The following is a 13,079-nucleotide window of genomic DNA, read 5'->3' as shown; positions in this document are numbered from 1 at the left end:
AATGATTGTTACCTAAATTAACAAGGTAACATATCTAAAGTCTTTTAAGGAGACACAAGTTAGTATAATTGAATTATATTGACAAAATTAATTTATGAGACGAGAGAAACGATCAATAGAGCAAAAATGAATAGTCAAGATGAGAATAAACAACTCGAATTATTTAACCCTTCTAAACCATTAGAATTAACTTTTATTCAAACAAAATTTACTTTCATTGACTTCTTTGCAGGAATTGGAGGTTTTCGTATTCCTTTAGAAAAGTTAGGGGGAAAATGTTTAGGTTATTCAGAAATTGATAAAGAGGCAATTAAGGTTTATCAACAAAATTTTATTAGTTATTATAATTCAGAGGAACTCAACTTAGGTGATATTTCTAAGATTAATAGTTTACCGAAAAATGTTGATTTATTTGTGGGAGGCGTTCCCTGTCAACCTTGGTCTGTTGCTGGAAAATTAAAGGGGTTTAATGATCCAAGGGGTCAATTATGGTTTAATGTAATTAGATTAGTTAAAGACTATCAACCAAAAGCTTTTATTTTTGAAAATGTTAAGGGATTAACAACGGGGAAAAATAAGGACAAATTAGAATATTTAGTGAATCAATTTGAACAGGTTAATTATGTTGTTAGCTGGAAAGTAATCAATTCTTATGATTTTGGTGTTCCTCAAAACAGGGAAAGAGTGTTTATAGTTGGTATTAGGAAAGATCGAAAAAATTGTCATCATTATCAATTTCCAAAACCATTAAAAGTTCAAATCAGATTATTAGATGTTTTGGATGAACTTAAACATTGTCAAGTTACTGAGAAAGTAAAATTAACCCCAGAGATTCTATTTAATGGTAATATTCCACCTTCTAGAAATCGATTTCAAAAAAATGATGAATTAAATGACTTTTTTACTTTTTCAGATTTAAGAAATGGTCACACAACCCTCCATTCTTGGGATTTGACTAAAACAACAGCAAAAGAAAAAAATATTTGTTTAACTTTATTAAAATATAGGAGAAGTAAAAAATATGGTGTTAAAGATGGTCATCCTTTATCCTTTGAGGATTTAAAAGAGTTAATTCCTCAGTTAAAAGAATCAGATTTGACTAAATTAGTTAATAAAAATATCTTGCGTATTATAAATAATAAGTATGAATTTGTTAATTCAAAAAATAATTCGGGTATTAATGGTATTTATCGTATTTTCTTGCCTAATTCTGAAATGATTGGAACTTTAACTGCAACTGGTGCAAGGGATTTTTTTGCAACGGTTTCTATTAATGCTGATAACCCTGAAGAGTATAAAAAAGAATTTATTCACAAAATTTATAAACCTAAAAAATTTAAGCAAATAATTGCTAAGCATTGCTCTAAATTACAAGGGTTTCCAGATTGGTTTAAATTTCATCACAAAAATAATATTGCTCAAAAACAGTTTGGAAATTCTCTTCCTATTCCTGTTGTTTACCATGTGGGAAAAGAACTAATAAAATTACTTAATATTAATTAATTTTTGATGCTAACTTATTCAAAATTAATTACCTAAGCTTATAAGTGTTGGGTTTCGTGCCTTAATTCCCATTATAAATGTTCCTTCTGGAACTTCTACTAAATCTAATTTTATTTTGTCCATTTTAATATTCTTTTTTATAACCAAAGATGATCATCAATTTCCTAAAGAGTTACTAACAAATTTAAGTTAAGGTGGGCATTGCCCACCCCATAGTATTAGAAAAACCAACCGTATGAATGCAAGCCTTTTCCTAATAAATTAACCCCTAAATAACACACCCAAACTACGACAAAACCACTGGCAGCCAAAAGCGCCGGTTTACGGCCTTGCCAACCTTTAGTAATACGAGCATGAAGATACGCAGCAAATACCAACCAAGTGATTAACGCCCAGGTTTCTTTAGGGTCCCAACTCCAATACGATCCCCATGCTTCATTTGCCCAAACTGCACCGGCAATAATACCAATGGTGAGGAGAGGAAACCCTAGCCCAATGATGCGATAACTAATATTATCGAGGGTATCCGCTAAATTGAGACGTTGAGGAGATAGGGTAACGGTTTCACGTTGAGTGGAAACGCTTTCTAAGACGGCAGTTCCCCCATTGCCATTGCTTTGAGCTAAATTAACACTAGGTTGTTGATGATTATTGTTGAGTAAAGTGCGTCCCAACTTATCTCGGTAACTCCCGGTTCCCACGGAACTGCCTTTGAGTTCAATGTCTTGGTTACGAGTGACTACCAAAAAGGCGATCGCTAAAACTGATCCCACCATCAAAGTGGCATAACTCAACATCATCACACTCACGTGCATCATTAACCAGTTTGATTTTAACGCAGGAACCAGAGGGGCAGAGGTTTGCATTTCTGGGGGTAAAGACAAGGCTGCAAAGGCAGTAATTCCCATAGCTACAGGAGTTGTTACCACCCCAACCAAGGCACTGCGACTCATTTGTTCAGCCACTAGGTGCATCGCCGTGACACCCCAAGCTAAGAAAAATAAGGACTCATACAAATTACTAAGAGGAAAATAACCGGCTTCTAACCATCTGGCCCCTAACAAAGTGGCCATACATAAATTAGCGATCGCCACTCCAGTCGTTCCTAAAGTTGGCAACCAGGTTAAACTCGGAAAAGCAGCACCAGCCCAATAAATGAGCATGGTTAAGAATAACAATAGAAAAGAACTATTATCGAGAAAATTTTGTAACGTTATTAAATCCATATTTTTGAATTTTCCGATGAGAAGTTAATTTTTAGATCAACAGTAGGTTAGAGGGACAATGACAAAATCTCCTCTGATCCAGCCTATCGCTTGAGACTGAAGAAATTGAACTTTTATCCAAGGGGTGCGATCTTGATCTGGCCCTGTTTGGCATTCTAAAACTTTGACGCGATCTCCAACTAAACCATAACCCACTTGATCTGTTGAAATACTCGGTCCTTTACGGAGATTTATGCGAGAGTTAGGGTCATTGGCCGTTAGAATGGTAATATCTGTCTTGATAAAATCACCTCGAATCCAACCTATCGCCCCTGACTTTATAAATTTTACCTTAATCCAAGGGACTCTCGGTCCATCATCTGTTCCTTTATGAAAGTCTAATAAGGTGACTTGATCCCCAGGTAAACCGTAGCCCAATGAAGCCGAACTAATACTCGGGCCAGATCGTAAATTAATGCGAGAGTTGGGGTCATTGGTTATTAAAGTTGTCTGAGAAATGGCTATTTGCGCTAAACCAGGAAATAGCCCAGTTAGACATAGAGTTAACCCAAAAAAAGAACTCAACAATAATTTTGACCAAGCATTACTCATTGTCTTGTTTGTGTTCATGACGGTTCTAGGTTACACAGGAAAAAGATGGGTCATTGTGAGGTAAAATCAGTAGTATTCTAAAGCTATTACTATGAATTTTTTTGAGAAATTAACCCAACGGATCACTAATTGTCAAAGTTTATTGATCCTTGGTCTTGATCCTAACCCAGAAATGATGCCTCAAGGACAACATACCCATCAAGAGCAACAAAGTTTAATCATTGCCTTAGAAAAGTGGTTAAAAGGGGTTATTGAACAAACATCCGGGTTAGTTTGTGCTTATAAACCAACGTTAGGATTTTATGAAGCATTGGGCAGTAAAGGATTAGACTTATTGTTAAAAGTTATTGATGCTATTCCCGATGATATTCCTATCATTTTAGATGCAAAACATGGAGATATTAATACAAGTACCATTTTTGCTAAAACTATTTTTGAACAGTGGCAAGTAGATGCAGTTACAGTCAGTCCTTATGCGGGACACGATCACGTTGCACCTTTTTTAGTTTATCCTGATCAAGGGGTTTTCGTCCTCTGTCATACCTCAAATCCTTCTGCGATTGTCTTACAAGAATATCCCACAGATGAAGCTCCCTTTTATCTACAAGTTATCAAAGAAGCGAGGACTTGGGCAACCCCAGAACAGTTATTTTTAGAAGTAGGGACGACGAATTTAGAAGTTATCAAAAAGATCCGTTCTCTTGCCCCTGAAAGATTATTGTTAATGCGTAGTATTTGGAGTAAGGGTAATGATATTCATGAAATATTAAAAGTGGCCTTAAATTCTACAGGAGATGGGGTATTAATTCCTGTGCCTCAAGATTGTTTAAAATCTAATAATTTACAAAAAGACGTTAAAAACCTTAACCAAGAGATTAATGAGTATCGACAAAGTATTGCTCAAACTTCACAAAACTGTGATCTTTGGAGTCCTAATGTCTGTTTACTTAATTCCCATCCTCATCAAGATTTAATTTTACAATTATATGATATTGGTTGTTTATTATTTGGAGAATATGTACAAGCGTCTGGGGCTACGTTTTCTTATTATATTGATCTTAGGAAAATCATTTCTAAACCTCAATTATTCCATCAAGTATTGACTGCTTATGCTAATATTTTAAAGAGTTTAAATTTTGATAGAATTGCAGGGATTCCTTACGGTTCTTTACCCACAGCAACAGGATTATCTTTAATGTTACATCATCCGATGATTTATCCAAGAAAAGAAGTTAAAGCACACGGAACCCGTCGTTTAATTGAAGGGAATTTTAAAGCAGGAGAAAAAGTTGTTATTGTTGATGATATTTTAATTACGGGAAAAAGTGTCAAAGAAGGAGCAGAAAAATTAACCTCTTCGGGATTAGTCGTTAAAGATATTGTGGTCTTTATCGATCACGAACAAGGTGTTAAAGATAAACTGAAAATAGAAGGATACAACGCTTATTCTGTTTTAACCATTTCTGAAATCACAGAAACGTTATACGAAGCAGGAAGAATTAATGAACAACAATATAATAGCTTTTTTAAACATTGATTTTGTGTAAAGATATCAAAAATAAGTTAATAGAAAATTTTTGTATTAATACTGAATAAACTTGATTTTTTATCCTAATTTTGATATATGTTATTTATTCTTACAAAATAATTGAATTTTGAAATAACTATTATGAAAACAAATTTTTATAATTATAAAATTGATGTTATTCCTAAAAAAATTATTATTCTTTTATCTACACAAAGATCAGGTAGTACAATGATTTGTAGAGATTTTAAAAATACAAATGTTTTAGGTAAACCTGATGAATATTTTATATCTCTCATCAAGAAAGTAGAAAAATCAGGATTTAGTATCCTGGATCAAGAAAGAGAAGAAATTGGTATAGAAATTAACGAAAGATTATTGAAATCATCAACTAGCAATGGAGTTATTTCTTTTAAACTTATGTCAAGCTATTTGCATTTATTAGGTCAAATACTATCCAGTCAACTTATTAATTCAAAACCTAAGCAAGAATTATTAAGATATCAATATCAAGACACTATTAACTCATTCTTTCAAGCAATTAGCAATAACAACATTTATTATGTTAGGATATATAGAAAAGATAAAATTAAACAAGCAATTTCCCGTTTAATTGCATCACATACAGGAATTTATCATAAAGAAGGAAAAGATAGTGATAATCTAAAAGTTATCTCGAAAGGGGAGAAAAGGGATTTTAAGTTAGAAAATGATTATTCATACAAGAGAATGAAGAAAATTATTAATTCTATTATCAAAGAAGAACAAGAATTAGATTTATTTATTGCACGAAATAAAATTAAACCTATGGTGATAACTTATGAAAATGTAGTAAATAATCAAAATTATTTAAAAGATGTTGCGAAATTTATTGAATTAAACTCTCCTATTATCGCTTTGATAAAAGAGAGAAAAACAGTTAAATTATCTAATGAGATTAATGAAGAAATTTACAAAAAATTTATGTTAGATGGTGGGTGGAATGCCAGAGATAAATACTCTAGTTTTAAGCAAAAAATAAAACACTATTTAAAACTCTGGTTAAGAAAATAAAATCAAAGCAAGATGTCATATCAACAAAAATAGTAAAATAAAACAGAGGAATTGAGGTTTGCACAATTGTCAGTGAATAGTGAATAGTGACCGATAACTGATAAAAGCTTGTTAAGATTAAAGCTAAGATAAATAATTAAACTTATGGAAACGTTTGATGTCATTATAATTGGTGCTGGTCACAACGGCTTAGTGTGTGCAGCCTATCTTCTCAAAGCCGGTTATAAAGTATTGGTACTTGAAAAGCGGGCTGTCCCAGGAGGAGCTGCTACTACCGAAGAAGCAATGCCAGAAAAAGCTACAGGGTTTAAGTTTAATCTTTGTGCGATCGACCACGAATTTATTCATTTAAGCCCTGTAATCGAAGAATTACAACTAAATCGGTTTGGTTTAGAATACCTCTATTGTGATCCCGTTGTTTTTTGTCCTCACCCTGACGGAAAATACTTTTTAGGCCACCGTTCCGTTGAGCAAACTTGCGCTAATATTGCTCAATATAATCCTCAAGAGGCGCAACGGTATCGAGAATTTATTGAATATTGGCAACAGGTTGTTAATGCCTTAATTCCTATGTTCAATGCACCCCCCAAGTCAATTATTGATATTGCTGGTAGTTACAATATTAATTCCCTTAAAGATGTATTGAAGGTAGTAGGCGGCCCCAATAAAGCCTTAGACTTTGTTCGTACCATGCTCACCAGTGCTGAAGATATCCTCGATGAATGGTTTACCGAACCCTGGTTAAAAGCACCTTTAGCCCGCTTGTCTGCTGAGTTGGGACTGGCTCCGTCTCAAAAAAGTCTGGCGATCGGTGCAATGATGATGACCTTACGACATAACCCTGGTATGGCTCGTCCGAAAGGTGGTACAGGGGCTTTAGTGGATGCTTTAGTCAAATGTGTTTGCCATCATAATGGTGTTGTTTTAACTGAACAAACCGTAGAACGGGTTCTAGTTGATGATGGTAAAGCAGTTGGGGTCAGAATTGCTAATGGAAAAGAATATCGGGCAAAACATGGAGTCATTTCTAATATTGATGCAAAACGCTTATTTTTAAATTTAGTTGATCCTGCTGATATTGATAGTGCTGACCCGAAACTGCGTCACCGTCTCGATAAACGTATCATTAATAATAACGAAAGTCTCCTAAAAATTGACTGTGCTTTATCCGAACCTTTAAAATTTGAACAATATAACCATCAAGATGATTATTTAATTGGATCTATCTTAATTGCTGATTCTGTTGAGCAGGTAGAAACCGCTCACCATGAAGCAGCAAGGGGACGTATTCCGGATCAAGATCCTTCTATGTATGTGGTAATGCCCACTCAGTTAGATCCATCCATGGCACCAGAGGGAAAGCATACATTATGGATCGAATTTTTTGCCCCTTATCAAATTGCTGGAGCCAAAAATACAGGGTTAAATGGGACAGGGTGGACAGATACCCTTAAAAATCAAGTTGCTGACCGCGTATTAGAAAAATTAGCCGATTATTCCCCCAATTTAAAGCATTCAGTGATAGCCCGTCGGGTGGAAAGTCCAGCAGAGTTGGGAGAAAGATTAGGAGCTTATCGGGGTAACTACTATCATGTAGATATGTCCCTTGAACAAATGGTATTTTTACGTCCCTTACCAGAAATTGCTAATTATAAAACCCCTATTAAGGGACTGTTTCTCACTGGAGCCGGAACGCACCCAGGGGGATCAATTTCGGGAATGCCTGGCCGAAACTGCGCTCGCATCTTTTTAAAGTCACAAAAGGGCTTATCAAAAGCTTTAGAAGCCTTGGGTCAATCCGTTGCGGGTATTATAGCGAATTTTTAGAGAAATTTTCCTTTTTTTGTTGATCTCAATGAGAAATCATGCAACGAGTTTTGATTATTGGCGGTTGTGGACGCATTGGTAGCAGTATTGCCCAAGATATTATTAATCATACTGATGCTGAAATCACTATTACCGGACGTAACCCTCAACTAGGTATGACTGCTTTAGAACGTTTTAAGGATAAGGTACAGTTTCAAGTTTTAGATATTTCTTACCAACAACAGCTTAAAACAGCCGTGTCTAAAGCAGATGTGGTAGTTCATTCGGCTGGTCCGTTTCATTACCGAGATGCTGATGTGTTACGCATTTGTATTGAAGAAGGGGTTAACTATGTAGATGTTAGTGATCAACGCAGTTTTACCCATAAAGCTTTGGCGCAACATTTAGCAGCGAAAACCGCAGGAGTAACTGCTGTTATCAATACTGGGGTCTTTCCTGGTATTTCTAACAGTATGGTGCGTCAAGGGGTAGAAGCGTTAGAAAAGGCCGAAGAAATTAAGTTAAGTTATATTGTGGCTGGTTCTGGTGGGGCAGGTATTACGGTGATGCGAACCACGTTTATCGGCATACAACAACCCTTTGAAGCGTGGGTTAATAACCGTTGGCAAACTATTAAACCTTATACGGGACGAGAATGTTTAGACTTTGGCCAACCCTATGGAAAGGCTCATGTTTACTGGTACGATATGCCAGAAACCACCACTCTACAAGACACTTTTTCCGTTGATAGTGTGATTACAAAATTTGGGTCTGTGCCTGATTTTTATAATTATGCCACTTGGATGATGGCTCATGGTTTGCCTGAGACGGTACTAAAAAGTCCGAAAACGGTGGAATTTTTGGCACAGGTAAGTCATGTGATGACCGATGTGAGCGATCGCTTTACGGGAACAGGAGTTGCCATGCGGTGTGATGTTAAGGGTTATGGATCTGATGGTGCAACTCATTATATCAGTACCTTTAGCCACGAAAGTGCTTCAGTGGCTGCTGGTATGGGAACAGGTAGTATTGTTGAGTTACTGCTTAAAGGGGAATTGGTTCAACCGGGGGTTTATCCTATTGAACAAGCTTTATCAACGGAATTATTTCAATCTATTTTAGAAAGTCGTCAGTTAACTATTGAGGAAAGGGTTAATTTTCTTCAGGAGATGGAACAATGAGGGTTTATCTTCGTGAGAAAAAACTACTTTTTGCAGAAGTCACCTAAATGTCGCAAGGAGGCTCGCTCTGTACTAAAATTCAGAGTCGAGAGGAATTGCGACCAACATATCAACACGAAGTACGATTGCTTGGTGCGCGTGCTGGCTCGAAGGGAACCTTCGAGCAGTTCGCTCCGCTTTTATGCTACTATCTCATGTAGTGAGTTTTTAAGGTCAATGAAACAAGTCTTAACTTTAGTTGTGAAGCTTCAACCTGCGCCTGAGCATACCCAGTTGTTGGGTGATACTGCTCAAGCATTTGCTGACGCTTGCAACTACATTAATAAGACTGTTAAACCCAATTTAACTAATAGAAACTCGATTCAAGCTGTTTGTTATCAAGACGTTAAAGAACGTTTTGGATTAACAGCTAATCATGTTGTTAGAGCTTGTGCGAGAGTAGCGTCTAATCGCTTAACAGCTAAACAAAAAGGTAGAAAAGTTAAACACTTTAAGCCTACAAGTTTTGACTGTGATACTCGAACATTTAGGTTTATTGAAACTGGTTATTTAGCAAGTATTAGTACAATAGGAAAACGAGCTAAAATTCCTATGAGAGTAAGTAATTACCATATAGGAAAACTATCAGGACAAAACCCGACATCAGCACAAGTTTGTCAACACAAAGATGGAGACTGGTATGTACATATTCAGCTAAAATCTGATGCTCCCAAGTCAATAAAAACTAAGAACGTAATTGGTATTGACTTTGGGAGGCGCGACATCGCAGTTACCAGCACTAATAAGTCATGGTCAGGAAAGGAGATTCAAGAAAAACGAGATAAATTTAATCGTATCAGAGCTTTTTTGCAGAAAAAAGCAACCCAAGGCACAAGGTCAACACGGCGTAGATGTCGTCAGATTTTGAAACGGCTATCGGGTAAAGAAAGAAGGTATCAGGCATGGTTAAATCATAATATTAGTAAAGCTATTATTAACGAAGCTAAACAAACTCAATCCTTTGTATCTATTGAAGATTTAACAGGAATCAGAGAAAGAACTAACCAACAACCTAGAAACAAAACTGAACGAAGACGATCTAATTCTTGGGCTTTTTATCAGTTAAGAACTTTTATTGATTATGTTTATTCTACGATGTAGAATTCTTGTCAGGTATAGGTTTTTCATTTTAACTTACACAAAGTAAGAAAGAAAACGAGCTTTTTTAGATTTTCTTAATCTTTTTCATCCTGCGTAAGAATCATAGATGTGTTGATAAATCTCGTCACACTTCTGTCTATATAGTTCATCAGAATAGGATTCAGGTAATTTATCCAACATATCCTTAATGACTATCTCTACACTAGCTCTGGTTTGCTGACGCTTACGCCAGTCAATGACTAGCTTCTCTCGCTTCAGGGTGGCTAATAATTCTTGGGCTATATCTTTCACTTCGTTCTCTTCGCGCTTGCTGAGATTGATATTAGGCTTGGTCAACAGGTCAAAGATAGCTAACTCTTCATCAGTCAACTTTTCGGCTATAGCTCTTTTCTCTTCTGTGTTTAACTCTTTAGCAAATCCCAGTAACTCACTAAAAAACCAATCTACATTACGAGAACCAAAATTATATTCTTCTATCATCTTCTGGTACTTATCAAAATAGTTGAGACGGGTTTTGTTAAACTCAACCATCTGCTGTAATTTACGGTGAATTGTTCCTTTAAGTTTTTCTGCTTCTGTATGTTTGTAACCAGTTTTGAATTTCTGTTCTAGCTGTTCTAAGTCTAATTGGCTTAAGTCAACTAGCTGTCTGGAATTATCGGGAATAATAAACTCACCCGCTATGATTGATTCATTTAGTAATTCCTCTACCTCTTCCATTACCTCTGAAATATTGGTTTCTGGTAGTTCCTGACGAATTTTAATTGCTAGTTTTTCTAGTAACATTTGGGTTTTAGAAAACTCATTAGCAGTTGTATCTGGAAGGATGGCTTTATACAAACGGGCAACATTAGCTGAGAGAGCAAAAAAAGGCTTTTTAACTTCTTCACTAACTAAAACAGCTTCTAATGCTTCATCCCATACCTTAGCTCGTTCAAAAGCATCTTGAGTGGTATCTAGCTTATGTAAGTCAATTCCTTTTTGCTGACAGAAGTTTGTCGCTTCAGCAATAGCTTCTCTTAGTTCTTCAACCAATATAGTTTTAGGGTTAACTGGGGTATCTCCTTCTTTTACTCCACCACCTGAAGCTGAACCATAAATAGCTAAAGCTTCTTGTAGGTTACGGAATACGCCGATGTAGTCAACGATTAACCCGTTGACCTTTTCTTTGAAGACTCGGTTAGCCCTAGCGATGGTTTGCATTAAGGTATGATTCTTCATTGGTTTGTCTAAGTACACCGTAGAGCAACTGGGAACATCAAAACCTGTTATCCACATGGCGCAAACAAATACTATTCTCAGAGGGTTATTTGTATCTTTGAACTTTTCGTCTAGTCCTGGTGACTCGTTAATTAATCTCTGACGGTGTGGCGTAATGTCTAACCCTTTTTTTTCAAAGTCTTCTACTTCATTTTGAGAAGAAGAAATAATTACTGCCATGTCTGTTGATTCTAGATATTGAATTTCCTTTTGTATTTTCTTTAGTCCAAATTCAGTTAATCTAGATACTTCTAATTGTCTTCTGAGTTGGTTTAAATGCTGTTGCCAGTAATATTGTACTTTGTCATACATTTTAACTGCGGTAAACCTATCAATAGAAATTACCATTGCTTTACCTTGAAACCCTCTAGATAGGAAATGGGTTACTATATCCGCAGCAATTTTATCTAAACGGTCATTGTTTACTATTAGGTTATATTCCCTGCTACATTGACGTTCAAGTAATCTTTCTTGGTCTTCATTTAGCATGGCATTTTCAATGATGTTTTGCATATCTTCGTTAAGTTCATCATTGGTAAGTTGTAGTTCTGGAATACGATTTTCGTAGTAGAGGGGAACGGTAGCTTTATCTTCTACTGACTGACGGAAGTTATAAACACTAACATAATCTCCAAATACTTCTTTGGTTTTCTCTTCACCTGCCATTAAAGGAGTACCCGTAAAGCCGATAAATGCAGCATTAGGTAAGGCATTTCTCATGTTGAGAGCAAAGGTATCGTATTGACTGCGGTGTGCTTCGTCTACTACTACAATAATGTCATTACGGTCTGATAGTTTAGGGTAAGTTTGACCTTTTTCGACTCTAAATTTCTGAATTAAAGTAAAAACATAACGATGGTCTTCTCTTAGTAGTTGTTTTAGGTGTTCTGCACTATTCGCTCTAACGTTCTTTTCTGGTTCCGTAACAGCACCAGCATAGGCAAAGTTTTGATAAATTTGTTTGTCTAAATCATCTCTGTCGGTAATAACGAGAAATGTCCAGTTCCCGTGTAGTTTACGGAGTATCTTTTGAGCGAAAAACACCATACTATAGGATTTACCGCTTCCTTGGGTATGCCAAAAAACACCTAATTTACCTTGGTTGTTCTGTATTTGTTTGACGGCATTAATAGCATTATTTACTCCTAAAAACTGATGATTTTTACCAACTATTTTGACTAATTCTCCTTTAGCAGTATAGAAAAAGGTGAAGTTTTCAATAATATCTAACAAACGTTTTTTATCACAAGTTCCCCTAATAATCGTTTCTAGAGAAATAATTCCTTGTTCACCCTTGGAGTTGATTTTCTTCCATTCGCTGAAGTGTTCCCAAGCTGAGGTTAAACTACCTATTCTGCTTTTACTGCCATTAGAAAGAATAATAAAAGCGTTATACCAAAATAGTTGGGGAATGGTTTGTTTATAGTCTCGGAGGTTGTCTTTATAAGCTAATTTAAGTCTGCGGTGATGACGTTTGAGTTCGATAAATACTAAGGGCAAACCATTGATAAACCCTAATAAGTCAGTGCGTCTGGTATAAATTTCTCCTGATATCCAAAATTGAGAAGCGAGGAAAAAATCGTTCTCATTAGGGTTCTTCCAGTCAATAACTTTAATTGTTTCTATGACCTCTTCATCATTGGCATCTTGAAAAGTAACTTTGACCCCATCTTTTAGTAACCTATATATTTCACGATTGGCATTTTCTAAACTTAGGGTGCTACGACTGCGAGTTATTTCTTCTATAGCTAAATCAATTGCTATTGCTGATAAATCTGGGTTTATTTTAGTTAA

Annotated in this window: 9 protein-coding genes; 6 read left to right on the top strand and 3 right to left on the bottom strand. The window is 35.8% G+C overall.

What is annotated here, in order from left to right; translation table 11 throughout:
* Positions 1–126: 126 nt before the first annotated feature.
* Positions 127–1,503: a DNA cytosine methyltransferase gene (locus tag CY0110_RS21630; RefSeq protein ID WP_008277699.1), complete on the top strand. Its 1,377-nt coding sequence runs from the start codon at positions 127–129 to the stop codon at positions 1,501–1,503.
* Between the two features lie 218 nt (positions 1,504–1,721).
* On the opposite strand, the gene ccsB is transcribed toward CY0110_RS21630, so the two are convergent.
* Together ccsB and CY0110_RS21620 are read right to left on the bottom strand one after the other, a co-directional pair.
* The gene (ccsB, locus tag CY0110_RS21625; RefSeq protein WP_008277698.1) at positions 1,722–2,729 is read right to left on the bottom strand and encodes a c-type cytochrome biogenesis protein CcsB; all 1,008 of its coding nucleotides are present in this window, start codon (positions 2,727–2,729) and stop codon (positions 1,722–1,724) included.
* 36 nt (positions 2,730–2,765) lie between these two features.
* On the bottom strand, positions 2,766–3,338 hold the full coding sequence (locus tag CY0110_RS21620) for an SH3 domain-containing protein (RefSeq protein WP_050780029.1): 573 nt from the start codon (positions 3,336–3,338) through the stop codon (positions 2,766–2,768).
* A 73-nt stretch (positions 3,339–3,411) separates the two neighbouring features.
* On the opposite strand from CY0110_RS21620, the gene CY0110_RS21615 reads away from it, so the two are divergent.
* The 5 genes from CY0110_RS21615 (at position 3,412) to CY0110_RS21595 (ending at position 10,025) form a co-directional block, all read left to right on the top strand.
* Entirely contained in the window at positions 3,412–4,857 is a 1,446-nt protein-coding gene (locus CY0110_RS21615) for a bifunctional orotidine-5'-phosphate decarboxylase/orotate phosphoribosyltransferase (RefSeq protein WP_008277696.1), read from the top strand.
* A 132-nt stretch (positions 4,858–4,989) separates the two neighbouring features.
* Entirely contained in the window at positions 4,990–5,898 is a 909-nt protein-coding gene (locus CY0110_RS21610; protein ID WP_008277695.1) for a bifunctional orotidine 5'-phosphate decarboxylase/orotate phosphoribosyltransferase, read from the top strand.
* Positions 5,899–6,042: 144 nt separating this feature from the next.
* Entirely contained in the window at positions 6,043–7,725 is a 1,683-nt protein-coding gene (gene crtO / locus CY0110_RS21605; RefSeq protein WP_008277694.1) for a beta-carotene ketolase CrtO, read from the top strand.
* A gap of 38 nt (positions 7,726–7,763) precedes the next feature.
* Positions 7,764–8,885: a saccharopine dehydrogenase family protein gene (locus tag CY0110_RS21600; RefSeq protein ID WP_008277693.1), complete on the top strand. Its 1,122-nt coding sequence runs from the start codon at positions 7,764–7,766 to the stop codon at positions 8,883–8,885.
* 216 nt (positions 8,886–9,101) lie between these two features.
* Positions 9,102–10,025 carry an RNA-guided endonuclease TnpB family protein gene (locus tag CY0110_RS21595; protein ID WP_008277692.1) on the top strand — a complete coding sequence of 308 codons (924 nt, stop codon included), beginning with the start codon at positions 9,102–9,104 and terminating at the stop codon, positions 10,023–10,025.
* A gap of 84 nt (positions 10,026–10,109) precedes the next feature.
* Here the strand turns inward: CY0110_RS21595 and CY0110_RS21590 are convergent.
* Positions 10,110–13,079 (bottom strand): type I restriction endonuclease subunit R (locus tag CY0110_RS21590; RefSeq protein ID WP_008277691.1); only part of this gene is annotated, 2,970 nt, incomplete at its 5' end.

The organism is Crocosphaera chwakensis CCY0110, assembly GCF_000169335.1.
In the GTDB taxonomy this organism is placed as follows: Bacteria; Cyanobacteriota; Cyanobacteriia; order Cyanobacteriales; family Microcystaceae; genus Crocosphaera; species Crocosphaera chwakensis.
This window is presented reverse-complemented; position numbering and strand designations above follow the sequence as displayed.

Bases quoted from the DNA above. Each gene is read 5' to 3' on its own strand.
- CY0110_RS21630 (WP_008277699.1), top strand. From the start codon at position 127: ATGAATAGTCAAGATGAGAATAAACAACTCGAATTATTTAACCCTTCT.
- ccsB (WP_008277698.1), bottom strand. From the start codon at position 2,729: ATGGATTTAATAACGTTACAAAATTTTCTCGATAATAGTTCTTTTCTA.
- CY0110_RS21620 (WP_050780029.1), bottom strand. From the start codon at position 3,338: ATGAACACAAACAAGACAATGAGTAATGCTTGGTCAAAATTATTGTTG.
- CY0110_RS21615 (WP_008277696.1), top strand. From the start codon at position 3,412: ATGAATTTTTTTGAGAAATTAACCCAACGGATCACTAATTGTCAAAGT.
- CY0110_RS21610 (WP_008277695.1), top strand. From the start codon at position 4,990: ATGAAAACAAATTTTTATAATTATAAAATTGATGTTATTCCTAAAAAA.
- crtO (WP_008277694.1), top strand. From the start codon at position 6,043: ATGGAAACGTTTGATGTCATTATAATTGGTGCTGGTCACAACGGCTTA.
- CY0110_RS21600 (WP_008277693.1), top strand. From the start codon at position 7,764: ATGCAACGAGTTTTGATTATTGGCGGTTGTGGACGCATTGGTAGCAGT.
- CY0110_RS21595 (WP_008277692.1), top strand. From the start codon at position 9,102: ATGAAACAAGTCTTAACTTTAGTTGTGAAGCTTCAACCTGCGCCTGAG.